Source organism: Stenotrophomonas indicatrix, assembly GCF_002750975.1.
GTDB lineage: Bacteria > Pseudomonadota > Gammaproteobacteria > Xanthomonadales > Xanthomonadaceae > Stenotrophomonas > Stenotrophomonas indicatrix.
This window is the reverse complement of sequence record NZ_PEJS01000001.1, coordinates 2,882,129-2,906,954: the sequence shown is the minus strand read 5'-3', so window position 1 is coordinate 2,906,954 and position 24,826 is coordinate 2,882,129. Positions and strand designations below refer to the sequence as shown.

At 67.6% G+C, this 24,826-nt stretch carries 22 protein-coding genes; 11 read left to right on the top strand and 11 right to left on the bottom strand.

The window, feature by feature from the left end; translation table 11 throughout:
- Window positions 1-158: 158 nt before the first annotated feature.
- From nagZ to CR918_RS13480, 6 genes are all read left to right on the top strand, one after another.
- Window positions 159-1,166 carry a beta-N-acetylhexosaminidase gene (gene nagZ, locus CR918_RS13505; RefSeq protein ID WP_025879181.1) on the top strand — a complete coding sequence of 336 codons (1,008 nt, stop codon included), beginning with the start codon at window positions 159-161 and terminating at the stop codon, window positions 1,164-1,166.
- Window positions 1,166-1,720 carry a hypoxanthine-guanine phosphoribosyltransferase gene (locus tag CR918_RS13500; protein WP_025879180.1) on the top strand — a complete coding sequence of 185 codons (555 nt, stop codon included), beginning with the start codon at window positions 1,166-1,168 and terminating at the stop codon, window positions 1,718-1,720. Before nagZ ends, CR918_RS13500 begins: the two co-directional genes overlap by 1 nt.
- Before the next feature lie 81 nt (window positions 1,721-1,801).
- Window positions 1,802-2,548: an S-methyl-5'-thioinosine phosphorylase gene (locus CR918_RS13495; RefSeq protein WP_025879179.1), complete on the top strand. Its 747-nt coding sequence runs from the start codon at window positions 1,802-1,804 to the stop codon at window positions 2,546-2,548.
- Window positions 2,549-2,636: 88 nt separating this feature from the next.
- A complete protein-coding gene (cspE, locus tag CR918_RS13490) occupies window positions 2,637-2,843 on the top strand; it encodes a transcription antiterminator/RNA stability regulator CspE (RefSeq protein WP_019183439.1) in 207 nt (68 codons plus the stop codon).
- 374 nt (window positions 2,844-3,217) lie between these two features.
- Complete coding sequence (locus CR918_RS13485; protein ID WP_099785012.1) at window positions 3,218-4,486, top strand: FAD-dependent oxidoreductase; 1,269 nt, start codon at window positions 3,218-3,220, stop codon at window positions 4,484-4,486.
- A 178-nt stretch (window positions 4,487-4,664) separates the two neighbouring features.
- Complete coding sequence (locus CR918_RS13480) at window positions 4,665-4,934, top strand: hypothetical protein (RefSeq protein WP_025879177.1); 270 nt, start codon at window positions 4,665-4,667, stop codon at window positions 4,932-4,934.
- 21 nt (window positions 4,935-4,955) lie between these two features.
- On the opposite strand, the gene pdeM is transcribed toward CR918_RS13480, so the two are convergent.
- From pdeM to CR918_RS13460, 4 genes are read right to left on the bottom strand one after another with little or no spacing between them, the layout of a single operon-like run.
- The gene (pdeM, locus tag CR918_RS13475) at window positions 4,956-5,597 is read right to left on the bottom strand and encodes a ligase-associated DNA damage response endonuclease PdeM (RefSeq protein ID WP_099786110.1); all 642 of its coding nucleotides are present in this window, start codon (window positions 5,595-5,597) and stop codon (window positions 4,956-4,958) included.
- Window positions 5,587-8,046: a ligase-associated DNA damage response DEXH box helicase gene (locus tag CR918_RS13470; protein ID WP_099843269.1), complete on the bottom strand. Its 2,460-nt coding sequence runs from the start codon at window positions 8,044-8,046 to the stop codon at window positions 5,587-5,589. Before CR918_RS13470 ends, pdeM begins: the two co-directional genes overlap by 11 nt.
- Complete coding sequence (locus CR918_RS13465) at window positions 8,043-9,650, bottom strand: ATP-dependent DNA ligase (protein ID WP_099843267.1); 1,608 nt, start codon at window positions 9,648-9,650, stop codon at window positions 8,043-8,045. The genes CR918_RS13470 and CR918_RS13465 overlap by 4 nt, the downstream gene beginning before the upstream one ends.
- Window positions 9,647-10,645: a ligase-associated DNA damage response exonuclease gene (locus CR918_RS13460; protein WP_033831729.1), complete on the bottom strand. Its 999-nt coding sequence runs from the start codon at window positions 10,643-10,645 to the stop codon at window positions 9,647-9,649. The genes CR918_RS13465 and CR918_RS13460 overlap by 4 nt, the downstream gene beginning before the upstream one ends.
- A gap of 114 nt (window positions 10,646-10,759) precedes the next feature.
- Here CR918_RS13460 and CR918_RS13455 point away from each other — a divergent pair, with 114 nt between their 5' ends.
- On the top strand, window positions 10,760-12,397 hold the full coding sequence (locus tag CR918_RS13455; protein ID WP_099843265.1) for an acyl-CoA dehydrogenase family protein: 1,638 nt from the start codon (window positions 10,760-10,762) through the stop codon (window positions 12,395-12,397).
- Between the two features lie 277 nt (window positions 12,398-12,674).
- Here the strand turns inward: CR918_RS13455 and CR918_RS13450 are convergent, their stop codons facing one another.
- The 3 genes from CR918_RS13450 to CR918_RS13440 form a co-directional block, all read right to left on the bottom strand.
- Window positions 12,675-13,085: a hypothetical protein gene (locus CR918_RS13450; RefSeq protein WP_025879171.1), complete on the bottom strand. Its 411-nt coding sequence runs from the start codon at window positions 13,083-13,085 to the stop codon at window positions 12,675-12,677.
- A gap of 149 nt (window positions 13,086-13,234) precedes the next feature.
- On the bottom strand, window positions 13,235-13,576 hold the full coding sequence (locus tag CR918_RS13445; RefSeq protein ID WP_025879170.1) for a hypothetical protein: 342 nt from the start codon (window positions 13,574-13,576) through the stop codon (window positions 13,235-13,237).
- A 124-nt stretch (window positions 13,577-13,700) separates the two neighbouring features.
- Complete coding sequence (locus CR918_RS13440) at window positions 13,701-14,876, bottom strand: thiolase family protein (protein WP_025879169.1); 1,176 nt, start codon at window positions 14,874-14,876, stop codon at window positions 13,701-13,703.
- A gap of 181 nt (window positions 14,877-15,057) precedes the next feature.
- Here CR918_RS13440 and CR918_RS13435 point away from each other — a divergent pair, with 181 nt between their 5' ends.
- A complete protein-coding gene (locus CR918_RS13435) occupies window positions 15,058-17,895 on the top strand; it encodes a S8 family serine peptidase (RefSeq protein ID WP_099843263.1) in 2,838 nt (945 codons plus the stop codon).
- 85 nt (window positions 17,896-17,980) lie between these two features.
- Here CR918_RS13435 and CR918_RS13430 read toward each other — a convergent pair whose 3' ends face one another.
- Window positions 17,981-19,078, bottom strand: coding sequence for a Glu/Leu/Phe/Val dehydrogenase dimerization domain-containing protein (locus tag CR918_RS13430; RefSeq protein ID WP_025879167.1), 1,098 nt, complete (start codon window positions 19,076-19,078; stop codon window positions 17,981-17,983).
- Window positions 19,079-19,350: 272 nt separating this feature from the next.
- Between CR918_RS13430 and CR918_RS13425 the strand changes: the two genes are divergently transcribed.
- Entirely contained in the window at window positions 19,351-20,430 is a 1,080-nt protein-coding gene (locus CR918_RS13425) for an HDOD domain-containing protein (protein WP_059064774.1), read from the top strand.
- A gap of 2 nt (window positions 20,431-20,432) precedes the next feature.
- Here CR918_RS13425 and CR918_RS13420 read toward each other — a convergent pair whose 3' ends face one another.
- The 3 genes from CR918_RS13420 to CR918_RS13410 all read right to left on the bottom strand — a co-directional run bounded on the left by CR918_RS13420 (window position 20,433) and on the right by CR918_RS13410 (window position 23,493).
- Entirely contained in the window at window positions 20,433-22,001 is a 1,569-nt protein-coding gene (locus CR918_RS13420; protein ID WP_099843261.1) for a phospholipase D family protein, read from the bottom strand.
- 246 nt (window positions 22,002-22,247) lie between these two features.
- Window positions 22,248-22,946, bottom strand: a complete 699-nt coding sequence (locus CR918_RS13415) for an RNA pseudouridine synthase (RefSeq protein ID WP_025879164.1) — start codon at window positions 22,944-22,946, stop codon at window positions 22,248-22,250.
- Window positions 22,947-22,992: 46 nt separating this feature from the next.
- Window positions 22,993-23,493, bottom strand: coding sequence for a M48 family metallopeptidase (locus CR918_RS13410; RefSeq protein ID WP_059064772.1), 501 nt, complete (start codon window positions 23,491-23,493; stop codon window positions 22,993-22,995).
- 61 nt (window positions 23,494-23,554) lie between these two features.
- Here CR918_RS13410 and CR918_RS13405 point away from each other — a divergent pair, with 61 nt between their 5' ends.
- Window positions 23,555-24,112 (top strand): DUF2058 domain-containing protein, encoded by a 558-nt coding sequence (locus CR918_RS13405; RefSeq protein WP_033831722.1) that lies wholly within the window; start codon window positions 23,555-23,557, stop codon window positions 24,110-24,112.
- Window positions 24,113-24,270: 158 nt separating this feature from the next.
- Window positions 24,271-24,537, top strand: a complete 267-nt coding sequence (locus tag CR918_RS13400) for a DksA/TraR family C4-type zinc finger protein (RefSeq protein ID WP_025879161.1) — start codon at window positions 24,271-24,273, stop codon at window positions 24,535-24,537.
- The last annotated feature ends 289 nt before the right edge of the window (window positions 24,538-24,826 follow it).

The following is a 24,826-nucleotide window of genomic DNA, read 5'->3' as shown; positions in this document are numbered from 1 at the left end:
CCCGCAGAAGGGGACGGAGGGGGTTGAGTCGCATCCGGCACCAGTGGGTCGATTGCGCCTTGATCCCTTCCGTCCCCCTTTTTGACCACTGCGCCTGTTGGCCGGTTCTGCGACAATGCGGCACTGCGCCATGCGGGCGCCCGTTGTGGAGATCGACCATGCTGCTGATCGGCGTTGCCGGTACTGAACTGACCGCCCAGGAACGTGAGTGGCTGCAGCACGATGCTGTGGCCGGGGTGGTGCTGTTCAAGCGCAACTTCGCTTCGCGGCAGCAGGTGACCGAACTGTCCGCGGCGATCCGCGCTGCCGCACCGCGCCCGCAGTTGATCTGCGTGGACCAGGAAGGCGGTCGCGTGCAGCGCTTCCGTGAGGGCTTCAGCGAACTGCCGCCGCTGCAGGACATCGGTGTCCAGTACGCCAGGGATCCCGACGCTGCGCTGGCATTGGCCGAGCAGCACGCCTGGCTGATGGCCAGTGAGGTCCGTGCCAGCGGCGTGGACCTGAGCTTCGCCCCGGTGGTCGACCTCGGCCGTGGCAATCGCGCCATCGGCAATCGTGCCTTCAGTGAAGACCCGCAGGTCGTGGCCGCGTTCACCGCCGCCTACGTACGCGGCATGCATGCGGTCGGCATGGCCGCCACCCTCAAGCATTTCCCCGGCCATGGCACCGTGCTGGAAGACACCCACGTGGATACCGCGATCGATCCGCGTGCGCTGGATGAACTGCGCGCACAGGATCTGGTCCCGTTCACGGCCGGTATCGCCGCCGGCGCCGATGCGGTGATGATGGCGCACGTGATCTACCCGCAGGTCGCACCGGAACCCGCTGGTTACTCGCCGCGCTGGATCCAGCAGATCCTGCGTGGCGAGCTCGGCTTCCGCGGCGTGGTGTTCTCCGATGACATCGGCATGGCCGCCTCGCACAGCGCCGGTGGCGTGCCGGCACGCGTGCACGCACACCTGGATGCCGGCTGCGATGTGGTGCTGGTCTGCCACCCGGAGCTGGTCGATGAAGCCCTGCACGCGGTGCAGGGACGCTCCCTCAATACCGCTGCGCTGCTGGGCCTGCTCGGCCGCGGCGCGCTTGGCTGGGATGGCCTGCTGGCCGATGCCCGCCATGGCGACACCCAATCCCGTCTGCTGCAAACCCTTGGAAGAACCGTCTGATGCCGAACCTCACCATTTCCCAGGCCCTGGCCCAAGCCGACCTGCTGGTCGACCGCCCCACCATCGACAAGGCCATTGCCGGCATCGCCGACGCCATCGCGCGCGACTACCAGGGCGAGGTGCCGCTGTTCCTGTCGATCATGCACGGTGCGCTGCCGTTCGCCGGCCAGCTGGCACTGGAGCTGGGCGCGCGTGGCCAGGACGTGCAGTTCGATTACCTGCACGCCACCCGTTACCGCGGTGAGACCACCGGCGGCGACCTGGTGTGGAAGCACAAGCCGGCCACGGCGCTGTTCGGCCGCCGCGTGCTGCTGGTCGATGACATCCTCGACGAGGGTTACACCCTGCAGGGCGTGCGTACCTGGTGCCTGGAGCAGGGCGCGACCGACGTGCGTATTGCCGCGATGACCGTGAAGAAGCACGATCGCGCGCTGCCGGATGTCACCGCCGACTATGCCGGCATCGAGCTGCCGGATCGCTACGTGTTCGGTTTCGGCATGGACGTCAACGAAACCCTGCGCTGCGTGCCGGCCATCTACGCGATGAAGGAATAACAACGCGGCCGCCTGCGGCCTGCGTTTCCTGCCGCCGGCATCCTCGGGTGCCGGCGTTCTTTTTTCTCTGGAGTGCTTTCCATGCAACAGATCGCCCTGGCCGTGATTGGCGGTACCGGTGTCTACAACCTGGCCAAGCTTGACGACGTGCAGACCCACGAAGTCGACACCCGCTTCGGCAAGCCGTCCGGCCCGGTGCGGGTCGGGACATTGCTCGGTCATCGCGTGGCCTTCCTTGCACGCCATGGTGAAGGCCATTCGTTGCCGCCGCACAAGATCAACTACCGGGCCAACCTGGCCGCGCTGCAGCAGATCGGCGCGCAGCGGGTGCTGGCGCTGAACACGGTCGGTGGCATCGGTGACGATTTCGGGCCGCGCGTGCTGGCCTGCCCGGATCAGGTAATCGATTACACCTGGGGCCGCATCAGCACGATCTGCGAAGAAGAGGGCACCGACGTGGTGCACGTCGACTTCGGCCATCCGTATACGCCGATGCTGCGCAGCAAGATCCTGGCGGCGGCGAAGGTGACCGGTGTGAAGGTCCACGATGGCGGCTGCTATGGCGCGACCCAGGGGCCGCGGCTGGAAACCATCGCCGAGATCGCGCGCATGCGCCGCGATGGCTGCGATCTGGTCGGCATGACCGGCATGCCCGAAGCGGCGCTGGCGCGTGAGCTGGGGCTGGATTACGCCTGCCTGGCGATCGTTGCCAACTGGGCCGCCGGGTGCGGTGATGGTGAGGAGATCACCATGGCCGAAGTGCTCGCCAATGTGCAGGCCGCCAGCAACGGACTTCCGGAACTGGTCGGCGAATTGGCGCGGGGGTGATTGTCTTCGCGTAACAAGCTTTGCATACTCAGCTTGTGCGCGGGTTCAGCGTACACCACCCATTCATTGCATAAGGTCACGCATCACCATGCCGAACGGTACCGTCAAGTGGTTCAACGACGCCAAGGGATTTGGCTTCATCTCGCCGGAGGACGGCAGCGCCGACGTCTTCGCGCACTTCTCCGCGATCAACTCCAAGGGCTTCCGCAGTCTGCAGGAAGGCCAGAAGGTCACCTACGACGTGACCCAGGGCCCGAAGGGCGCCCAGGCCTCGAACATCGTTCCGGCCGAGTGATCCACTCGATAGTGCGTTGAAAACCCCGCTTCGGCGGGGTTTTTTTTGCTGGCCGTGAAGATGCTCTTGCGGCGGGAGCGCCTGTCCTTGCGTGCGAATGTCCCCCGGCGCCGGCCTGCGGCCATCGCCTCCTCCTTTACTTCGCACGCAAGGACAGGCGCTCCCGTTGCGGAATCGCGCGCGCCAACAGATGCCATGAAAGCTGAGCGCTGCCACCACTGCCGGCTCTCCTGCGAAGTAAAGGAGGAGGCAGCCGCGCAGAGGCTGCCGGGGGACATTCGCAGGAGAGCCGGCGGTGGTGGCGGAGCCCGGCACATCTGCTCGGAAGAGGGGCAGCTGATGTACCGCCCCTGCGCCGGTGGCACAATGCGGGCATGACGGAACGACTGCGCATCGCCGTGATTGGATACGGCACCGCTGGCCAGGCATTGGCCATCCTGCTCACCCGTGATGGCCACGAGGTGGAGATCTTCGAACGCGTGCCGACCCCCGGGCCGGTGGGTGCGGGATTCCTGCTGCAGCCCAGCGGACTGCAGGTGCTGTGGCAGATGGGCCTGCTTGAGGCCGTGCGTGGCTACGCCATGCCGGTGAGAAGGCTGTATGGCGATACGCCGTGCGAGCGCGCGGTGATGGACATGGGCTATGACGGCCTGGATGCGCGCCTGCACGGCATGGGCATGCAGCGCGGGGCGTTGTTTTCGGTGCTGGACCAGGCGCGTGAAGGCGCCGGCGAGCTGCACGTGGGCACGACCATCGTCGAGGTCGATCACCAGCAGGGACGGCTGCGCGACAGCGACGGTCGCACGCACGGACCGTTCGATCTGGTGGTTGCCGCCGACGGCGCCGCCTCTACGCTGCGCAACGCCGTCGACGGTGGTGCGGCGCTGGACCGGGTGTACCCGTGGGGCGCGCTGTGGTGCCTGTTGCCGGCCGAAGACTGGCCGCACATGCAGCAGCTGCGGCAGCGCTACGTCGCCGCGCGCAAGATGATCGGCCTGCTGCCGGTGGGCACCCGACCCGGTGACGACACGCCTCGCCTGAGCTTCTTCTGGAGCCTGCCGCGTGCGGATTTCGACCGCTGGCAGGGCGACGGCATGGCGCCGTGGCTGGAAGAACTGCATGCGCTGTGGCCACAGGCGGGCGCGCGCTTCGCGCATCTGCGCGACGCCGGTCAGCTGGCGCGTGCGGTGTACCGCGATGCCGTGATGAAGCGTTGGCATCAGGGGCGGCTGGTGCTGGCAGGCGATGCAGCACATGCGATGAGCCCGCAGCTGGGGCAGGGCGTGAACATGGCGCTGCTGGATGCACTGGCACTGCGCGACGCGTTACGCACCCACGGTGGTGGCGAACCGGCATTGCAGGCCTACCAGGCGCAACGACGTGCGCATGTGGCGGTCTATCAGCGCTGGAGCCGCTGGCTGACGCCGCTGTTCCAGTCCGATCGCGATGCGTGGGCAAAGGCGCGCGATGTGCTGTTGGGACCGATGGGACGACTGCCTGGCGGGCGCGGGCACATGCTGCGCGTGCTCAGCGGCACCCAGCACGGGTGGCTGGGCGCGTTGCCGCTCGATCCGGCATTCATCCAGGCGCTTGCCGCTGCGCCCCTGCCGCTACAGAGCGTGGAAATGCCAGCGACCGCGTGAAGCCTTTCGTTACGGCATTTAACGATTGCCTCACCCCGTTTATGCGACAAGAGATGAGCACGCGGCAGCCGCGTCGCCCGCTTTCCTTTTCGTGATCGATCATCGCGTGGCCCGGGTGGCGCCGCCGTCGCTGCCTGCTGCGGCCCGGATGCGCCGCACGATGCACGAGGAGGATGCCATGTTGTTCGCGGTCGAGAAGCTGGAATCGGAAATCTGCAAGCTGCGCGGTCTGCTGCGGATGCTGCACGAGGACCAGCCCGACGTACTGGAAGATGTGTTCGAGTTTCATGTCGGCAGTCTGATCAGCCACGCATCACCGGAAAGCCACGGCCATATCCGCGCCTGCGCGCAGGAAATGCTGATGGCGATACAGGCACTGCCGCGCCACGCCGACGAGGCGACGCAGGATTTCAGCCTGATGCACGGAATCGCCGCCCGCCCGTCGTAATCCCGCGCAGGTCTCGACGCGTCAGCGAACCGGTAGCGGCACTACGCTGTCTTCCACACAGGCGAGCAGCTGTTCGCCCGGCGCCAGTACAGGCACCACACCGGCGGTGAATGCCGAGAATGCCGGCAGGATGGTCACGCCCTGGCGCAGCCAGAACGCGGGGAAGCGCCGACGCAGTGCCGGCAACGCAACCTGCGGATGCACATGGCCTGCCAGCACGTGCGCGGAGGCATCGGCCAGCGGCTCGTGCCGCAGCAGGAACGGTCCCCATCGCGCGTCGTCATGCATCTGCACCTGCAGCGCCGCCTTCGGTAGATCCCGGTCGTGATTGCCGCGCACCACGTGGATGTCCAGCGCCGCGTGCTGCTCTCGCCAACCGAGCCATTGCTGATACCAGGCCGCGCGATGCGCCGGGCCGTGCAGGACGTCGCCGAGGATCCATAGTTGTCGGCACTGGTGCATGGTCACCAGGTCCTGCAGGCGCTGCAGGTCATTGCCGGTGCCGCCCGACGGCAGGGCGATTCCCGCACGCCGGAACACGTCCGCCTTGCCCAGGTGCAGGTCGGCGATCAACAGCGCGCGCTGCGCCGGCCACAGCAGCGCCCGGCCGCCGAGCAGAAGCATCGACTCACCTCCCAGCTGCAGCGGAAGATCAGCGGCCATGGCGGCGCTCCAGCTGCTGCGCGGCACGCTGCACGCGCGTGCGCCAGTCTTCATTGCTGAACTGCCCACGCAGGCGTTCGGCCCACAAGGGAAATGCCAGCGGGGTCAGTGATGAGGGCCGCTGCAGGGACAACGAACGTGTGGCGATGCGTGCCAGCACCTGCTGCAACCCGGGCAGGTCGAGGCTGTCGTGCAGTACTTCCTGCTCGGCCAATGCCAGCAGCAGATGCTCCGGGTCGTGCTCGCGCAGCACGTCATGCAGCAGTCCGGCGGAAGCCTGCAGCTGGCGCAGCGAGCGTGGCATGCCACCCGGCAGGCTGGGCACCAGCAGGCCCGCTACGCGCGCGATGCCGCGGAACTGGCGGCGCGCCAGCTCGCCCAGGTTCACCGCTTCGCGCAGGTCCTGCAGCAAACCTGCAGCATCCAGCATTGCCCGCCAGTCCTGTTCCTGCAGATCCACCGGCGTTGCCGGAGCGAGCACCAGGCCATGGTCATTCACTGCATAGCCGATGCTGTTGCGTTGCCGACGGGTGCAGCGAAGGGCCAGCAGCGCGGCCAGTGCTTCATGCACATGGCGGCCCGCAAAGGGATAGACGAACAGGAACTGGCCTTCGCGTCGGCGCACGTCTTCCACCAGCAGGTGGTCGGGCGATGGCGCCGCAGACAGCTGCGACTGCAATGCCAGCAGCGGCGCAAGCCACCGCGACTCCGCGCTCTGGTCGGCGCCTGACAGCACCTTTTCCAGTTCGCGGCCAAGCGGCATCGACAGTGGCAGTTGACCGCCCTGCCAGCGCGGTACCACGCCATCACCACCACCGCGCGCCACGCGCACGAACGCGGTCATGTCGCGCAGCTGCACCAGCTCCAGCAGCCGCCCCGCAAACTGGAAACGGTCGCCGCGGCGCAGGCGGCTGGCGAACTGCTCTTCCACCGCGCCCAGGCTGCCGCCACGCAGGAACTGTACGCGCACGCTGCCGTCGCTGCTGATGGTGCCGATCGACAGCCGATGGCGCAGCGCCTGGCGGCGATCGGGCATGCGGTACACGCCGTCGGCATCGCGTACCACCTTATGGAACTCCGGGTACCGGGACAATGCACGTCCGCCCTGCACGATGAAATCGATCACCGCATTCCACTGTGCGTCCTCCAGCGCGGCGAAGGCATGCGTGCCACGGACCTGTTCCAGCAGTGCATTGGCGTTGAAGCCGCCCGCCAGCGCGCGGCTGACGGCGTGCTGGGCCAATACGTCCAGCGACAACGTGGGAGGACGTCGCGCTTCGATCACCCCGTCATGCAACGCGTGCCGGGCCGCCGCGTACTCGGCCAGTTCCAGCGCATGGCTGGGAATGCACAGTATCTGGCCGCTGGCACCGGGCCGATGGCGCGCACGCCCTGCGCGCTGGCGCAGGCGCGCCACGCCCTTCGGGCTGCCCAGCTGCAGCACCTGGTCCACTTCCGGAAAGTCCACGCCCAGATCCAGGCTGGAAGTGGCCACCACGCACCGCAGCGTGCCCGCACGCAGTCCGTCCTCGACCTGCTGTCGCAGCGTGGGATCCAATGATCCATGGTGCAGGGCGAGCGTGCCGGCATCTTCCGGCCACACGGCTGCGAGGGCCTGGTGCCACAGTTCCGCCTGCGCACGGGTATTGGTGAAGAGCAGGCTGCTGCGTGCACGGAACAGCGCGTCGAGCACGCGCGGAAGCTGGGAAAGGCCAAGATGCCCGGCCCATGGAAAGCGTTCGCCGGGTTCGGGCAGCAGGCTGCGGATCGTCACCCGCCGCTGCCGTGCACCTTCCACGATCGTTGCCTGTGGACGGTGTGGCAGCAGTACGTCGCGTGCCTGTGGCAGGTTGCCCAATGTGGCCGACAGCCCCCACAGCTGCATCGCCGGCGCTGCATCACGCAGCAGCGCCAGATTCAACTGCAGCAGCACGCCACGCTTGTTGCCCAGCAGTTCGTGCCATTCGTCCACCACCACGCAGCGCAGTTGGCCCATGCGCTCGAGGGTGTCGGGATAGCTGAGCAGCAGCGCCAGCGACTCCGGCGTGGTGACCAGCACGTCGATGCGACCTTCGCGGGCCTGGCGCCGGTCACGGTTGCTGGCATCGCCGCTGCGCAGCCCCACGCGCCAGCCCAGGCCCAGGCCGTCGATCGGTGCCTGCAGCGCACGTGCGGTATCGCTGGCCAGCGCACGCAGCGGCGTTACCCACAGCACCTGCAGCGGGCGTACCGCGCTGGCGCGACGCGGTGCGGGGGGCGGGTCGAGCATCGCCTGCAACAAGGGGCCGCCGAACATGGCAAGGGTCTTGCCGCTGCCGGTGGGCGTGTGCAGCAGGCCCGATTCGCCCGCCAGGTAATGACGCCACATCGCGCGCTGGAAGGGCAGGGGGCGCCAGCCGCGGCTGCCGAACCATGCGTGCAGGCGCTGCAGCGCATCGCTGCGCTTCATCGCGCCAGCGCCTGCAACTGGTCCAGGTGGTCGGCTTCGGCAGCCGGCTTGTCGTGGCGCCAGCGCAGGATGCGTGGAAAGCGCACGGCAATGCCGGACTTGTGGCGCGCGCTGCGGTTGACTGCTTCGAAACCAAGTTCGAACACCTGTTCGGCACTTACGCTGCGCACCGGGCCGAAGCGTTCACGCGTGTGTGCACGTATCCAGCGGTCGAGGGCGAGGATTTCCTTGTCGTCCAGACCGGAATAGGCCTTGGCTACTGGAACCAGTGTTTCGCCGTCCCAGACGCCGAAGGTGTAGTCGGTGTACAGCGTGCTGCGCCGACCATGGCCTGCCTGCGCGTACAGCAACACTGCATCGATCGTCAGCGGTTCGACCTTCCACTTCCACCAGTCGCCACGGCGACGCCCGGACTGGTAGACCGAATCACGACGCTTGAGCATCAGCCCTTCCACGCCACGCTCGCGCGATGCTTCGCGCAGCTGCGCGGCATGCTGCCAATCGTCGGCTGGCACCTCAGGCGACAGCTGGATGCGCGGATCGCCGAGCGTGCCGATCACCTCGGCCAACTGCACGCGTCGCTGCTGCAGCGGCAGTGCACGCAGGTCCTCGCCGTCGCGCTCAAGCAGATCGTAGGCGAGCACGCGTACCGGCGTGTTGCGCAGGGTGGCGGCGCCGGGTTTGCGGCGCTGGATGCGGGTCTGCAGGGCGGTGAATGCACGCGGCAGATTGTCGGCGTCGTCCCATGCCAGCAGCTCGCCATCGAGCACGCAGCCATCGGGCAGAGACGCTGCCGCCTGCTCGATCTCCGGGAAGCGACCGTCCAGCCGTTCTTCGCCGCGCGACCACAACGCCACCTCGCCCTGGCGCCGCAGCAACTGCAGGCGGATGCCATCCCACTTCCATTCCAGCAGCCAGTGGCTGATGTCGCCCAGCCGCTCGGTGGGCTCCCCTTCCAGCGGCGAAGCGAGGAAGAACGGGTAGGGCTGCTGACGATCGGTCGGCAGTTCTTCGGCAGACAGCAAGGTGGTAAGCAGGCCGGGGGAGGGCACCCAGTCGCCGAGCATGCGCTGGGCGATGCGGGCGATATCCAGCCCGGACCACTCGGCCAAGGCCTGCTGCACCACGCGCTGCGACACGCCAACGCGCAGGGCGCCGGTCAGCAGCTTGTTGAAGACCAGGCGTTCGGCCGATGCCAGCAGTCGCCAGCCGTCGACTACGGCGGCACGACGCACCGGCTCCGGCTGGTTGGCAACGGCAAGCAGGTGGTGTTCGATCCAGTCGGCCAGAGGCCGATCCTCGGCTTCGGTGGCCGGATCATCCAGCAGCAGGGTAAGCGTTTCAGCAAGGTCGCCGACCTGCGCGTAGCTGTCTTCGACCAGCCAGGGGGGCAGGCCGGATTCGTCGGCGATCCACGCCCGCAATTCGCCGCTGCCGGCAATCTTCCGCCGCGCGCCGCCCACTTTGCCGCCGCTGAGCAGGTACAGCGCCCACGCTGCGTCATGCGGGCGTGCGTGCTGGAAGTAATCGATCAACGCCGCGCGCTTGTCCAGTGTCGCCGTGCTGCGATCCAGCCGCTGGTACAGCGCGGCGAAGGCCTTCATTCCTCGCCTCCGAAATCGGTGCGGAACGCTTCGGCGGCGACGCCGCGTTCGCGCAGGTACGGAATCAACGCATCGGTGTTGCCGTGGGTGGCAATGACCCGCTGCGCGCCGGTCTGGGTGATGGTCTGCAGCAGCGCTGGCCAATCGGCATGGTCGGAGATCACAAAGCCACGGTCGACGTTGCGTCGGCGGCGGTTGCCGCGCAACTGCATCCAGCCCGAGGCGAAACCGAGCTGGTGACGGCCGAACCGGCGCAGCCACGGCGTACCGGCGGCCGAGGGTGGGGCCAGGATCAGCTGGCCGGCCGCATCGGGCTGACGCCCCTGTTCGGCAACGGTGAGCGTGTCGAGCATGGGCACACCGGCCTGGCGATAGACGGCCACGCCGTTGGCGATGGCGCCATGCAGCCAGGCAGGCTGGTCATCCACCGCACGCAGCTCGGCAAGCACGCGTTGCGCCTTGCCCAGCGCATAGCAGAGCAGCACTGCCGCTTCGCCCCGCTGCGCGCACTCGCGCCGCCAGGCGGCGATCTCGGCCGCCACGGCACGAGTATCGGGCCAGCGGTAGATCGGCAGCGCAAAGGTCGCCTCGGTGATGAAGGTATCGCAGGGCACCACTTCGAATGCAGTGCAGGTCGGGTCCGGCTGGCGCTTGTAGTCGCCCGACGCCACCCAGACCTGCTCACCATCGTCGATGCGCACCTGCGACGAGCCGAGCACGTGGCCGGCGGGATGCAGCGATACCTGCACCCGGCCCAGCGCGAACGGCACTCCCTCGGCATGCGCGTGCAGCGGCACATCGCCCAGGCGCCAGCGCAGGATCGGCACGCTGCCGGTGCTGCAGTGGTACTCGCCCATGCCCGGACGCGCATGGTCGCCATGGCCATGGGTGATGACCGCGCGCGGTACCGGCCGCCAGGGATCGATATGGAAATCGCCTGCCGCGCAGTACAGCCCTTCCGGCCGCAGTACTACCAGATCGTCGTTGCCTGCCATGCCGTCACTGTGGCGGTCCGGTCGTGCACGTGGCGAGAATCGGCCTGAACGCGGGGTTGCCGGGCGATACGGCACAATCGGACCGCACACCTCTTGCCGGCGGGGAAGGAACCGATGAGTGGACCGAGCTTCAACAGCAGCGCCCCCTACGAAACCCATGTGGTGCTCAACCAGCCGCCGCCGTTCGCCGGCCGGCAGCTGTGGACCGACGACATCGCATTGATGGAGGCCGTGCAGCGCGAGGGCGCGGCGGCGTTCGCACCGCGGTTGGCGGTGTACGGAGGGCTGGCCGGCGACGCGCTGTACCGCATCGGCTTCGACGCCAACCGCGATCGCCCACGCCTGCGTACCCATGATGCACAGGGCCATCGCATCGATACCGTGGAATTCCATCCGGCGTATCACCAGTTGATGCAGACGGCGAAGGAACATGGCGTGGCAGGGTTGTCCTGGCACGAGCCGCAGCCCGGCGCGCATGTCGCGCGCGCTGCGCTGAGCTACCTGCACCACCAGGCCGAGGCCGGCACCAGCTGCCCGTTGACCATGACCCACGCCGCGGTAGCCGTGCTGCGCGGGCAGCCGCATCTGGCCGAGTGGTCGCGCAAGGCCGCCGCACCGGTATACGACCCGCGCGATGTGCCAGTGGCCGACAAGGCCGGCATCACCCTGGGCATGGGCATGACCGAGAAGCAGGGCGGTTCGGATGTGCGCGCCAACACCACCCGCGCCGAACCCATCGACGGCGAGCGCTATCGGCTGATCGGCCACAAATGGTTTTTCTCCGCACCCATGTGCGATGGCTTCCTGGTACTGGCGCAGGCGCCGGCCGGATTGACCTGCCTGCTGATGCCACGGCGCCTGGCCGACGGCGATCGCAATGCATTCCGCCTGATGCGCTTGAAGGACAAGCTGGGCGACTGGGCCAACGCATCCAGCGAAGTGGAGTTCTGTGGCGCACAGGCCTGGCGTGTGGGCGAGGAGGGACGCGGGGTGGCCACCATCATCGGCATGGTGATGATGACCCGGCTGGACTGCATGCTGGGCGCGGCGGCGGAAATGCGCATGGCGCTGGCGCAGGCGCTGCATCACGCGCGGCATCGGCGCACCTTCGGCAAGCCACTGATGGACCATCTGCTGATGGGCAACGTGCTGGCCGATCTGGCGCTGGAATCGGAAGCGGCCACGGTGCTGGCTATGCGCATCGCACGCGCGGTCGATCGCGCTGGCAGCGATCCGGCCGAGGCCGCGCTCGCGCGGCTGGGTACGGCCTTGGGCAAGTACTGGATATGCAAGCGCGCACCTGCGTTCGTCAACGAAGCGCAGGAATGCCTGGGCGGTGCCGGCTACGTGGAGGAATCGATGTTGCCGCGGCTGTACCGGCAGGCACCGTTGAATTCGATCTGGGAAGGCAGCGGCAACATCCAGTGCCTGGATGTGCTGCGCGCGCTGGCGCGCGAGCCGGAGGTGCTGGCGGCGCTGCACGGTGAACTGGAGGCGGTGGCCGATCGTGATGCGCGTTATGCGTCGGCACTGCAGCAGTGGCGCGATGCGGCGGCGCCGGAGGAGGCACAGGCACGGGTCTTCTGCGAACGCACTGCCTTGCTGCTGCAGGCGGCGCTGTTGCTGCGTGCACGCAGTCCAATGGCCGAAGCGTTCATCCGCAGCCGGTTGCACGGCGAGCATGGGTTGGCATTCGGCACGCTGCCGGCGGGGTTGGATGTGGCGGCGATGCTGGCGCGTGCGCTGCCGTAGGTGACGGCCAACGGCGAAGCCCCTCGTGGTGGGCGCTGCTGGAGTGTGAGCAGGGCCGCGCGGGTGGGCTGCGCAGGGGGCGCCGTAAATACGACCATTTAGGCTCGGTCGCGCCATTCATGGCGCTTACGCCCCTGCGCAGCCCACCCGCGCGGCCTTGGACGGTTTCCGTGCGCGCCCAGCACGGAATCAACAGAAGAAGCGAAAAGCAGAAAAGCCGCGGCGATGCCGCGGCTTTTCCGGTTGCGCCGGGCGATGCCCGACGAACGCGAAGGCCTTAGTGCTTGGCTTCTTCCTTGGCGGCAGTGGCCTTGGCGTCGTCAGCAACATCGCGGGCCTTGTCGGCAACCTTCTGCGCGGCATCGGCCGTGGCGTCGCTGGCGTGGGCGGCGGCATCGGTGGCTGCGACCTTGGCCTTGTCGGCGGCGGTGGCGGTCGCGGCTGCGGCGCTGTCCAGCGCCTGCTGGGTATCGGCGGCAGCCTGTTCAGAGGCGGCAGCGGTCTTGTCGGCAGCGTCGCGGGTGGCGGCAGCGGCCTTGTCGACGGCATCGCGTGCGGCGACACCGGCGCTGTCGGCGGCCTGCGCGGCATCCTGCTTGGCCTGTTCGGCTTCCGGGCCCTTGCAGGCAGCCAGTGCGAGCAGCAGGGAGGCGGCCAGCAGGGTAGTGGTCAGCGGACGGATCTTCATGGCGGTCTCCGGTACTGCAATGGATGGGGACGCCAGCCTATTCATACCGTTGTGAAGACCTAGTGGTGACCTGCGCACGGAACTGCGCGCAAAGAAAAAGCCGCTGGCGAACCAGCGGCTTCTTCAGAACAGCTTGAAGAAAGAAGTTATTACTTCTTGGCTTCTTCAGCAGCGTCCTTGGCCTGCTCAGCGGTAGCTTCGGCAGCCTTGGCGGCGTCCTTGGCTTCGCCAGCAGCGGCGTCGGTGGCAGCGCCAGCAGCCTGGGCAGCGGCGTCGACCGAAGCGTCAGCAGCGGTGGCGGCGGTGTCAGCGGCCTGCTGGGCAGCGTCGGCGGTCTGGGCGCCAGCAGCGGCGGCCTGGTCGGCAGCAGCCTGGGCTTCGGTGGCGGCCTGGTTGGCCGAAGCAGCGGCGTCCTGGGCAGCTTCCTGCTTCGAGCAGGCGGCCAGAGCCAGAGCCAGGGACATCGCGACCAGCAGCTTGTTGATGCTCATTGTGTAAATCCTCGTCGTTAGAATTAGGCAACGCGCATGCTGCGCGCCGACAACATGATGACAAGCCAAGATTGGGTGTCAAGCGATCCCGCATTCATTTTTGCGAAATAGACGTTAAACCCTTTCAGATCAACTCGATGGCGATAGCCGTCGCTTCGCCGCCGCCGATGCACAGGGTGGCAATGCCGCGCTTGCCGCCGCGCGTGCGCAATGCGTTGACCAGAGTGACCACCAGGCGTGCGCCGGAGGCGCCGATCGGATGGCCCAGCGCGCAGGCACCGCCATTCACGTTGAGCTTGTCGTGCGGGATGCCCAGTTCGCGCATCGGTGCCATCGCCACCACGGCGAAGGCCTCGTTGACTTCGAACAGATCGACCTGGTCCAGCGACCAGCCGGTCTTCGCCAACAGGGTGTGGATGGCACCGATCGGGGCCGTGGTGAACCACTCCGGCTCCTGCGAATGGGTGGCATGGCCGACGATGCGCGCCAGCGGCTGCAGGCCGCGTGCGGCAGCATCTTCTTCGGTCAGCAGGACCACGGCGGCAGCGCCGTCGGAGATGCTGGAGGAACTGGCGGCGGTCACGCTGCCGTCCTTCTTGAAGGCCGGGCGCAGGGTCGGGATCTTGGCAATGTCCGAACGACCAGGCTGTTCGTCGCTGGCGACCTCGACTTCACCCTTGCGGGTGGCGACCTTCACCGCAACGATCTCGTCGGCGAAGGCGCCGTTGGCCTGGGCTGCCTGCGCGCGCTTGACCGATTCGATGGAGTAGGCGTCCTGCTCTTCGCGGGTGAACTGGTACTTGTCCACGGCGCATTCGGCGAACTCGCCCATGGCCTTGCCGTCATAGGCATTGACCAGGCCGTCGTGGGCCATGTGGTCCACCGCCTGGAAGTTGCCGAAACGGTTGCCGGTGCGCGAATTGGGCAGCAGGTGCGGCGCGTTGGACATCGACTCCATGCCGCCGGCGACCACGACCTTGGCCGAACCGGCCTTGATCAGGTCATGCCCGAGCATGATGGCCTTCATGCCCGAACCGCAGACCTTGTTGAGGGTGGTGGCGCCGACCGACAGCGGAATACCGGCGGCGATCGCTGCCTGGCGGGCAGGGGCCTGGCCGAGATTGGCCGGCAGCACGCAGCCCATCAGGACTTCGGAGACGTCGCTGGCAGGCACGCCCGACTGTTCCAGCGCGGCGGCGATGGCGGCCGCGCCGAGGGTCGGGGTCGGAACGCCGTTGAACTGGCCGAGGAAGGAGCCGATGGCGGTGCGCTTGGCGGCGGCGATGACGATGTTGGACATGGCAATCTCGTTGATGCGTGAGCAATGTTCGGAAAGGAGACGACGGGCGTTGGATACGGCGCCGTTTCCCGGCAGACTGCGTGGGGGCCGGCCCAGTATAGAGGGTCGGCGAAGACTGCCGCTGGGCAGTACTGGATGCCTGCCCGGATGGCGGCAGGCCAACGTTCATGGGAAGGAAACGATGGAACGTAAGACGATGGGAAGGTCGGTCCTGGCATCGGCGCTGGCGGTGGCGCTGTCGGCGTGTGGCGGTGGAGGCGGCGGCAGCAACGTGCGCATCGACCCGCCCCCGACCACGCCTCCGGTCACGCCCCCGGTCACCCCGCCTCCCGCTGCCAGACCGCTGGAGCCGGCCGTGGATGCGCATCTGGCACAGACCAACGCGCGTGCCGCACAGGCCACCGGCGCGACCGGTCGCGGCGTGCGCATCGGCATCGTCGATTCGGGCGTGCTGCGCAGTGCCGAGGCGCTGAACGGACGGGTGGTGGCCAACCTCAACTACATCGACCCGAGCCGCAACAATCTCAACGTCGATGACGTGCTCGGCCATGGCACGGCCGTCGCCAGCCTGGCGGCCGGTGTACCGGTGGGGGTCTGGCCCGGCGGCATCGCACAGGGGGCGGAGATCGTCTCGGCACGCATCATTTCCGACACCACGCCCAAGGATGACGGCAGTGGCCGGGGCAACTCCTTCAGCGGCACGCTGGGCGTGGCCGGGGTCCACCAGGACCTGATCAACTACGGCGTGAAGGTGATGAACAATTCCTGGGGCGGCCTGTACTGGACCGACCTCGGCACCACTGCGCAGGTCGCGGGCGAATACCGCCCCTTCATCATCAATCACGGTGGCCTGGTGGTGTTCGCCGCAGGCAACGAAGGGCGCGACCAGCCCAGCAGCGTGGCCGCGCTGCCCAGCCAGCGTGGCTTCGGCGGATCGCTGCCGGCAGCGGATCTGGAAAAAGGCTGGCTGGTAGCTACTGCGATCGATCCGAACAAGCCCGGTGAACGTGCGCCGTGGGCCAATGCCTGTGGCGACGCCGCGCGCTATTGCCTGACCGCTCCCGGCAGCGCGGTGTTTCCGGAGCCGGGTACCGGCAAGTACCTGTGGAACTACGGTACGTCCTTCGCCGCGCCGCTGATCTCCGGTGCTGCGGCGCTGGTCTGGCAGCGCTATCCCTACTTCGACAACGACCTGGTACGGCAGACCCTGCTCGGCACCGCCACCGACATCGGTGCGCCGGGCGTCGATCCCATCTACGGCTACGGCATGCTCAACGTCGGCAAGGCGGTGAACGGTCCCGGCCGCTTCGACTGGGGCGATGCCACGGTCAATGTCGACGCGGCCTCTTCGGGCTCGATCTGGAGCAACGACATCGCCGGCGCTGGCGGCCTGATCAAGCGCGGCGATGGCCGGCTGGAGCTGAGCGGCAACAACAGCTACAGCGGTGCGACCCGCATCGAGCGCGGCAGCCTGGCCCTGCGCGGTGGCGCCGTGATCCGTTCCAACGTGAGCGTCTCCGGTTCCGGTGGTGCCTCGATGGCCGGCCTGCAGTTCATGCCCGGCACGCCGCGGGTGATCGGCAACGTCGACAACGGCGCCAGCGTGGTGCTGGTCAACGCCAACACCACCGCGACCATCGAAGGCAATTACAGCCAGCGGCCGGATGCGCAGCTGATCGTCGCGCTGGGGGTGAACGCGCTGCAGGTGACCGGCACCGCGCGCCTGGCCGGTGGCGTCGTGGTCGATGGCATCGTGTCCGGTTACGTGCCGCAGGTCGGCAGCCGCCAGGGTCTGGTCCATGCCAACGGCGGTATCAACGGCACGTTCACCACGCCGGTGGCCAACACCGGCGCCAACGGCCTGACCCTGCTGCAGGCGCAGTACGGCTATGGCAGCAACGACGCGTGGATGGACCTGACCCAGGTCAACGTTTCGGCAGCCGCATCGGGCCTGGGCGCCAATGCACAGGCATCGGCACTGCGGGTGCAGTCGGCATTCACCGCGCTGGACCGCAATGCGGATCTGCAGGGCTCGGCGTTCGGCGTGGCCGCAGGCGCGCTGCAGCGTACGTCTGGCGGAACCGATGGCCTGTCGGCGAGCCTGGAGAGCCTGTCCGGACAAGCGCATGCGCGCGCTGAAGCGTCGACCTTCGACAGCGTGGACATGTCGCGCCGCGCGGTTGCCGAGCGCTTCGACCGCGTGCAGGCTGCGCCGAAGCTGCGTGGCGCCTGGCAGAGCGCGCTGGGTGAAGCCGGGCAGGGCAGCTTTGCCGGCAACGCCGCCGACAGCCAGGGCTGGATGGCCGGCCAGGACGTGGCACTGGGCAGCAACGGCCTGCTGGGCATGGCCTTTGGCGAAACCCGCAGCAACGGCGGCAGCAACTTCAGTGGTGATCGTGGGCGTGACCGCCAGGCGCAGGCGCAGTTGTATGCCGGCTGGAACCTGGGGCGTGGCTATGCGCTGGCCCAGTTCGGCACCGGCCAGTTCACCCGGGAACTGGATCGCCAGTTGCTGCTGGGTGCCGGTGCCTACGGTGTGTCCGCGCGCTACGGCGGACGTTTCAGCAGTGCCAGCGTTGAAGGCGGCTATCGTTTCGGGCGCATCGGTGCGTCGTTGACACCGTACTTGGGGGCAAGCAGCACCCGCCTGGATACCGATGGCTTCAGCGAGCAGGGCGGCTTCGGCTTCGGCCTGCGCGGTGAGGCGTCGCGTGCACAGCGCAGCCAGATGCTGGCGGGCCTGCGGGGTGAGCGGCAGTGGGGGCGCTGGACGCTGCGCGGCCATGCCGAATGGCAGCAACGGCTGGATGGCGGTGAACAGGCCTGGCAGGCAAGTTTCGTCGGCGTTGATGCCTGGGCGCCGTTGGCCGGTGTTGACGCACCGCGTGGCAGTGCCTTGTTCGGCCTAGCGCTGGAATCGTGGTGGGGCCGCAATGGCCGCCTGAGCCTGGGCATCGACCAGCGCGTGGGTGGCGATGATGCACGTCAGGCGGCGCTGCGCTACAGCACCGGTTTCTGATCATGGCGCCGGGCGTGCTGCCCGGCGCGTACATCCGGCGGTGCCGACCCACGGTCGGCACGCGTCCGGTTGCCGGGGGCGGCGCTCAGCCGCCGCGCAGGTCGCCCAGGCGCGGTGTGCTGCGGCCCAGCGGCATCTTCAGCTTGCCGATCGACAGGATGCGCGCTTCTGCGATCCGGTCAGCCGCGCGCTGCGGGGCAATGTTCTCGCGCTGCGACAGTTCGAAGATGCGCGTCAGGTTGTGGTAGATGCTGCGGATCAGCCGCATCGCGCGCTCGCGGTTGTAACCGTCGATTTCCAGCGACACGTTCATCACGCCACCAGCGTTGACCGCGTAGTCGGGGGCATACAGGATGCCGCGCGCATGCAGCTCGTCGCCGATCTCCAGGCTGGACAGCTGGTTGTTGGCGGTGCCACAGATGATCTTCGCCTTGATCCGCGGCAGCGTGTCAGCGTTGATCGCGCCTTCCAGCGCGCACGGCGCGAACACATCGGCGTTCACTTCGTGGATCTCGTCCGGCTTGACTGCCTCGGCGCCGAAATCGTTGACTGCACGATCCACCAGCGCGCTGTCCAGATCGGTCACGTACAGCTTGGCGCCACGGTCGCGCAGCAGCTTCACCAGTTCCATGCCGATATGGCCCAGGCCCTGCACCGCGATGCTGGTCTTGCCCACTTCCTCATGGCCGAACTTGAAGCGCATCGAGGCCATCAACGCCTGCAGCGCGCCATAGGCGGTGAACGGCGCCGGATCTCCCGAGCCGCCATGGACCTGGTGCACGCCGGTGACGAACTGGCTCTCCAGGTAGATGTTCTCCATGTCGTTGACGTCGGTGCCGACGTCCTCGGCCGTGATGTAGCGACCACCCAGCGAATCGACATAGCGGCCGAACGCGCGGAACAGCACTTCGGTCTTGTCGACCTTGGGGTCGCCGATGATCACCGCCTTGCCGCCACCGACATTGAGACCGGCCAGCGCATTCTTGTAGGTCATCGTGCGGCTCAGCCGCAGCACATCGGCCAGCGCATCGTCGGTGCTGGCGTAGGGGCGCATGCGCACCCCGCCCAGGGCGGGGCCCAGGGTGGTGTTGTGGATGGCGATGATTGCCCGCAGGCCGGCATCCTGGTTGTGGCAGAACACCACCTGTTCGTGGCCGGTGGTTGCGAGGGTTTCGAATAGCATGGGGTCTCCGATGGCGCGATCTGCGGTGAACTGCGGCGAACTGCCAATGAACGGTAGGGTCCGAAAACAAAAAAAGCGACGTCGTCGGTACAGGGGGACGGGTCGCGCGGCGCCATTCTAGTCCATTCGCCCGGGATATGCCGTCGACGCCGGACGCGCCCGGGTTAAAGAAGATGAAAGTGCGGCCGATGCTGCGACGACGGCAGGTCGCCGGATGTGATGAAGGCGCAGGGGCAGGCAGTGGCAGCAGGACAACGACAGGATGGGCGGCGATGACCGCAGCGTGGTGGCGATCTGTGCTCCGTTGGCTGTCGCAGCTGACCGGGCAGGCCCCGGCACGCCTGGCCGCAGCCCCCCGCCAGGCCGTGGCGGCCGCGGCGGCCAGCCTGCAGGGCGACGCCTTGCCGGCGGCCGAGGTCGCCGCCCACCTGCAGCGCGGACTGCACGCGCTGGCCCTGTATCCGCGCTTGGCAGGCGAACCGGCGGCGGTCAGCGCATCGGGCCTGGCCGAAGCGGTGGACCGCGCGCTGCAGGACCGCGACTGGGCTACCCGGCAGCTGCCGCGGCGCCCGCAACTGCTGCCGCAGCTGATTCAGACGGTCAATGACGACGTTGCATCGGCGCGGGTGATGGCGGCGATCATTGGCCAGGATCCGGTGCTGACCGGCAACCTGCTCCGGATCGCCAACAGCCCGGCCTACAAGGTGCACGAGCGGCCCGTGGAAAGCCTGCAGCGGGCGGTGACCCTGGTCGGCACCGAAGGTGTGCGGCAGATCATCAGCGCCGTGCTGGTGCAGCCGGTGATGCAGGTGCAGTGCGAGGTGTTCCCGCAGTTCAGTTCGATCATATGGGAGCACGCCCTGCTGGCGTCGCGCGCGGCCGCCGACCACGCCCGCACGGTCACCTTCGGCGATGCCTTCGCTGCGCAATGGCTGGGCCTGGTGCAGGGCCTGGGCGCGGCGCTGGTCATGCGTCAACTGCTGCAGGAAGCACAGGTGCGTGGCGAAGAAGTGGAGCCCGCGCTGGCCCTGCAGTTGCTGCAGCAGTGGTCACTGCCGTTGGCGCAGCGGGTGGCAGCAGCGTGGGAACTGCCCGAACCGGTGCATCAGGCCCTGGCGCCTGATGCAGACGGTCCGCTGGCCGACAGCCTGCGCCTGGCCAGCGCCGCTGCGGCGGCCAGCCTGCTGTGCCGGCACGGGCATGCGAGCCAGGGCCGCATGCTGGCCTTGCTGGAACAATTGCCGGCAGCGCCGCCACACGCGCTGCGCTGGATCTGGCGGCGCCTGCATGGGCGCAATGTGGAAACCCTGGACGAAAGCCTGCACGGCGATGGCGAGGGGAACGCCCCCTGACGTTACAGCTGGGATTCCAGCGGCAGCCAGCTGATCACCCGTGCCGTCCAGCGTTTGCCGAGGCTGCTGCCGGGCTCGGCATCGACCCAGTGCGGCGGCGGCTCGCGCTGCAGCCAGCGCAGCTCATCATCAGCGCCGAGCGCAAGCCACCAGCTGTGTTCCGGGCTGGCCAGGCGCAGGTATTCCGCGCGCAGCTGTGCGCCCAGCACCGGGTCGTCGAACAGCACGCCCATCTCGGTGTTGAGATAGGCCGAACGCGGATCGAGGTTGAACGATCCGACGAACCCGCGCCGGTCGTCGACCAGCAATGCCTTGGTGTGCAGGCTGGCGCCGCTGCTGCCGAACAGGCTGCCGTCACCGGCCTGGCCGTTCGCCTTCAGTTCGTACAGCTGCACGCCTGCCTTCAGCAGCGGCACCCGGTAGCCCATGTAGCCACCGTGCACGGCAGCCACATCGTTGGCCGCCAGTGAGTTGGTCACCACGCCGACCTGGGCGCCGCGGCCGGCCATCGCCGAAAGGCCGTCCAGCCCTTCGCTGCCGGGGACGAAGTACGGCGAGATCAACAGTGCCTTGTAGCGCGTCGACTGCAGCTGTTGGACCAGCTCGGTGACCAGCCAGTCGTCGTGTGCATCGCCGTGGTGCTTCATCGGTGGATCGGACACGATCCGTACCTGCCTGCTCCAGTGCAGCGGCTCCGGGCTGGCACGCTGGCGCTGGCGCGACTCGGCCACGCGCTGCAGGTACGGTTGGGCCTGCGCATGCAGCGCGTCCAGATCGGACTGGCGCACCAGCTGGCGCAGCTGTGCATCGGTATAGGTCGCCAGCGCCGAGATCGGAATCGCCGCGTCGCTGTTCCAGTAGTCGTCGAAGATCTGGTTGGCCTGCTGCACGGCCGGGCCGGCCACCACCAGGTCCAGGTCCTGGAAATTCACGTCGCTGCGCGCGCTGAAATATTCCTCACCGATGTTGCGGCCACCCACGATCGCAATGCGGCCATCGGCGATCCAGCTCTTGTTGTGCATGCGGTGGTTCACGCTGAAGGCGCGTTGCACCAGCTCCAGCGTGCGGGCCATGCCGCTGCGGTTGCGGAACGGGTTGTACAGGCGAAGCTCGATGTTGGGATGCGCATCGAGCGCCATCATCAGCGCATCCTTGTCCTTGGCATTCATGTCATCAAGCAGGATGCGCACGCGCACGCCACGTTCGGCAGCGTCGTACAGCGCCTTGGCCATCAAGTGGCCGATCAGGTCGTCGTGCCAGATGTAGTACTGCAGGTCCAAGCTGCGGCCGGCGTGCTCGGTGATCATCGCGCGGGCAGCGAACGCATCCATGCCATCGCTGAGGAAGGCTACGCCAGACTGCCCGGGATGGGCGGCCTGCAGGGGCATCATCTGCCGATCGATGGGCGTCTGCGCAGGTTGCAGCGGCAGTATCTGCGACGCTTCGCCGCGCGCCTGCGGGGCCAGGTGGTCGGCCAGCAGCAGGCCGGACAGCACCAGCAGAAGCAGGGCGGCGATGATGATCGCGGCCACGCGCAGCAGGCGTCGCCATAAAGGTTTGCGCAGACTCATGACGCCGATGGTAGATCCTGGCTACGCATGGCGGTAGATCCACGCCATGCGTGGATGAACTGCCACCGGTAGATCCACGCCATGCGTGGATGAGCTGTCACTGGTAGATCCACGCCACGCGTGGATGAGCTGTCACCGGTAGATCCACGCCACGCGTGGATGAGCTGTCACCGGTAGATCCACGCCACGCGTGGATGAGCTGCCACCCCAGTAGATCCACGCCATGCGTGGATGAAGCGCCGTGACTCAGAACCGCTCGTCGCTGCCCAGATAGCGCCACTGGCCCACGGCCAGCGGGCCCAGCGCCACCCGGCCGATGCGCAGGCGGCGTACGGCCACCACCTGCAGGCCGGCAGCCGTCACCGCAGTCCTCAGGCCCTTCGCGGTCAGTCCCTTGCCTGCAAAACGCAGGCGCTGCTCGCTCTGCCAGCTGACCTTCGGGCCGCCTGCTTCATGCTGCAGCCGGGCCATCAGCCACGGGCCACGTTCCGGGCCGCCTTCAGCCACTTCGACCAGGTACTCCTGTTCGGTGCGGCCCAGGTTGCGCTGCAGGTGCGCGAGCACCGCCGGATCCTGGCTGACCACCACCAGCCCGTTGTCGTCGGCCGGCAGCGAGGATGCCAGCTGCAGACCGTGGAAATGCCGTTGCAGCGGACGGATGTCGCTGGCATCCAGTTCGCTGCGGGTCTCGGTGCGGATCAGCGCGCACAGGGCATCGGCTGGCACGCCCGCCGGTTTGTGCAGCAGCATGCTGGCGCGCTCGGCCTTGCTGTCGCTGGCCTGCTCGGCCACCACGATGCTGGCGCTCTCGTCCACCGGGCGCTGCGGCTGTTCCACCACTTCGCCATCGACGCTGACCCAGCCGCCCTCGATATAGCGCCGCGCTTCACCACGCGGGATGCCGAGCAGGGCGGACAGGCGTTTGTCGAGTCGGGTCGGTTCCATGGCGAAAGGTCGGGCAGGGGGCGCGCAGTGTAGCCGCTACGCCGGCTCAGCGCTGGCCGCGGTTGGCCAGCTCGGTCAGGTACAGGCGGGTATCGAACTCCAGCTGCAGGTAATCCGGCTCCATGTGCTGGCACAGCTGGTAGAAGGCCTTGTTGTGGTCGGCCTCCTTCAGATGGGCCAGCTCGTGCACCACGATCATGCGCAGGAAGGCGGCTGGCGCCTGCCGGAACACGGTGGCGATGCGGATCTCGCGGCTGGCCTTGAGCCGGCCGCCGTGTACACGGGAAATGGCGGTGTGGGTGCCCAAGGCATGCTTGATGACCTCCAGCGTGTTGTCGTAGCAGACCTTGTTGAGCGGCACCGACTTGCGCAGGTAGCGATCCTTCATGTCCTGGGTGTAGTCGTACAGCTGGCGGTCGCTGCGCACCTCATGCGGGTCGGGGTAGCGCTGCTGCAGCCAGGGGCCGAGCTTGCCCTGTGCCAGCAGATCGCTGACCTGGGCGACCAGGGGTTCGGGGTAGCCGGTGAGGTACTTCAGGACAGCCATGCAGGGGCGTCGGCGCGTCGGTAGAATGGGGCATCCAGATTACACGCGGTACGTATCGACCATGGCAAAGCCCAACGCGCTGCAGGAACAATTGCTCAAGGCCGGCCTGGCCAAGAAGTCGCAGGCCAGTGCCGCCGCGCGTGAACAGGCCAAGGCCCGCCAGGGCAAGGCCGAGTCGACGTCGGCGGAGGTCCAGCGTGAAGCTGAACGCGCGCGCGCCGAGAAGATCGAGCGTGACCGTGCGCTGGCTGCCGAGCGCAACGCGCAGGCCAAGCAGGCTGAGCGCAAGGCGCAGGCCAGGCAGATCATCAGCGCCCACGCCGTGCCGCACAAGGGCGAGGACGAGTACCGCTTCAGCGATGGCGCGGTGATCCGCACCCTGTTGATCGATACCAAGCTGCGCAAGGCACTGTCGGTGGGCGTGCTGGTGATTGTGGCCCATGGCGATGGCTACGCGGTGCTGCCACGCGCGGCAGCGGAGAAGGTGCGTGAACGCGCCCCGGAAGCCATCATCGTCGACCATGGCACGCCCGGCTCCAGCGCCGAGATCTCCACCGGCAACGCCGAGGACGACGCCTACTACGCACAGTTCCAGGTCCCCGACGACCTGGTCTGGTAAGAAAGTGGGGACGGAGGGGATTACGTCGTTTCTGCCACAAACGACGTAATCCCCTCCGTCCCCTTTTCTGCTCAGGTTGCTGAAGCGCTGCGGACGCAGATGCCTTTTCCGTGGGTGTATTGTCCCCATATCAGGCGACACACCTGCGGAGGATGGCCATGGCTACCGGTTGGGCCGGAGATGGCGCGGTCCAGGACCAGATCGACGCCACCGTCGACGATGCGATTGCCCGCGCGCGGCGCCAGCTGCGCCAGGGCCCGGGTCTGGAACACTGTGAGGAATGCGACGCGCCAATTCCCTTGGCGCGGCGTCAGGCAGTGCCTGGCGTACGGCTGTGCGTGAACTGTCAGCAGGCGCACGACGAAGAGGAACAGGCGCAGAGTGGCTACAACCGCCGGGGCAGCAAGGACAGCCAACTGCGGTAAGGGTGTTCGGCAGGGCTGCGCCCTGCACCCGCGGTAGTGCCGGCCGCTGGCCGGCAACTTTAAAAGCAATAGCAACAGCAACAGCAACAGCAACAGCAACAGCGGCATTCCGTGGGATGGCGGGGCGGTGTCGGATTACGGGGACGCCGTGAATCCATCCCTGGAGGCTTGGCCGCGGCATCCATGCCGCGGACACCCCGCAATCCGACACCGCCCCACCTCTGGCAGTTTCCTGATGTCTGTTGGATCCACGTTGCGCGTGGATGAATTTCGATGGAAATCGAATATT

What these genes read in the sequence shown, in the direction of transcription:
- CR918_RS13415 (WP_025879164.1), bottom strand. Translation starts at nt 22,946, where the DNA reads ATGGAACCGACCCGACTCGACAAACGCCTGTCCGCCCTGCTCGGCATC.
- CR918_RS13405 (WP_033831722.1), top strand. Translation starts at nt 23,555, where the DNA reads ATGGCAAAGCCCAACGCGCTGCAGGAACAATTGCTCAAGGCCGGCCTG.
- CR918_RS13450 (WP_025879171.1), bottom strand. Translation starts at nt 13,085, where the DNA reads ATGAAGATCCGTCCGCTGACCACTACCCTGCTGGCCGCCTCCCTGCTG.
- CR918_RS13400 (WP_025879161.1), top strand. Translation starts at nt 24,271, where the DNA reads ATGGCTACCGGTTGGGCCGGAGATGGCGCGGTCCAGGACCAGATCGAC.
- cspE (WP_019183439.1), top strand. Translation starts at nt 2,637, where the DNA reads ATGCCGAACGGTACCGTCAAGTGGTTCAACGACGCCAAGGGATTTGGC.
- CR918_RS13460 (WP_033831729.1), bottom strand. Translation starts at nt 10,645, where the DNA reads ATGGCAGGCAACGACGATCTGGTAGTACTGCGGCCGGAAGGGCTGTAC.
- CR918_RS13435 (WP_099843263.1), top strand. Translation starts at nt 15,058, where the DNA reads ATGGAACGTAAGACGATGGGAAGGTCGGTCCTGGCATCGGCGCTGGCG.
- nagZ (WP_025879181.1), top strand. Translation starts at nt 159, where the DNA reads ATGCTGCTGATCGGCGTTGCCGGTACTGAACTGACCGCCCAGGAACGT.
- CR918_RS13455 (WP_099843265.1), top strand. Translation starts at nt 10,760, where the DNA reads ATGAGTGGACCGAGCTTCAACAGCAGCGCCCCCTACGAAACCCATGTG.
- CR918_RS13445 (WP_025879170.1), bottom strand. Translation starts at nt 13,576, where the DNA reads ATGAGCATCAACAAGCTGCTGGTCGCGATGTCCCTGGCTCTGGCTCTG.
- CR918_RS13465 (WP_099843267.1), bottom strand. Translation starts at nt 9,650, where the DNA reads ATGAAGGCCTTCGCCGCGCTGTACCAGCGGCTGGATCGCAGCACGGCG.
- CR918_RS13485 (WP_099785012.1), top strand. Translation starts at nt 3,218, where the DNA reads ATGACGGAACGACTGCGCATCGCCGTGATTGGATACGGCACCGCTGGC.
- CR918_RS13495 (WP_025879179.1), top strand. Translation starts at nt 1,802, where the DNA reads ATGCAACAGATCGCCCTGGCCGTGATTGGCGGTACCGGTGTCTACAAC.
- CR918_RS13410 (WP_059064772.1), bottom strand. Translation starts at nt 23,493, where the DNA reads ATGGCTGTCCTGAAGTACCTCACCGGCTACCCCGAACCCCTGGTCGCC.
- CR918_RS13470 (WP_099843269.1), bottom strand. Translation starts at nt 8,046, where the DNA reads ATGAAGCGCAGCGATGCGCTGCAGCGCCTGCACGCATGGTTCGGCAGC.
- CR918_RS13480 (WP_025879177.1), top strand. Translation starts at nt 4,665, where the DNA reads ATGTTGTTCGCGGTCGAGAAGCTGGAATCGGAAATCTGCAAGCTGCGC.
- CR918_RS13420 (WP_099843261.1), bottom strand. Translation starts at nt 22,001, where the DNA reads ATGAGTCTGCGCAAACCTTTATGGCGACGCCTGCTGCGCGTGGCCGCG.
- CR918_RS13425 (WP_059064774.1), top strand. Translation starts at nt 19,351, where the DNA reads ATGACCGCAGCGTGGTGGCGATCTGTGCTCCGTTGGCTGTCGCAGCTG.
- CR918_RS13440 (WP_025879169.1), bottom strand. Translation starts at nt 14,876, where the DNA reads ATGTCCAACATCGTCATCGCCGCCGCCAAGCGCACCGCCATCGGCTCC.
- CR918_RS13430 (WP_025879167.1), bottom strand. Translation starts at nt 19,078, where the DNA reads ATGCTATTCGAAACCCTCGCAACCACCGGCCACGAACAGGTGGTGTTC.
- pdeM (WP_099786110.1), bottom strand. Translation starts at nt 5,597, where the DNA reads ATGGCCGCTGATCTTCCGCTGCAGCTGGGAGGTGAGTCGATGCTTCTG.
- CR918_RS13500 (WP_025879180.1), top strand. Translation starts at nt 1,166, where the DNA reads ATGCCGAACCTCACCATTTCCCAGGCCCTGGCCCAAGCCGACCTGCTG.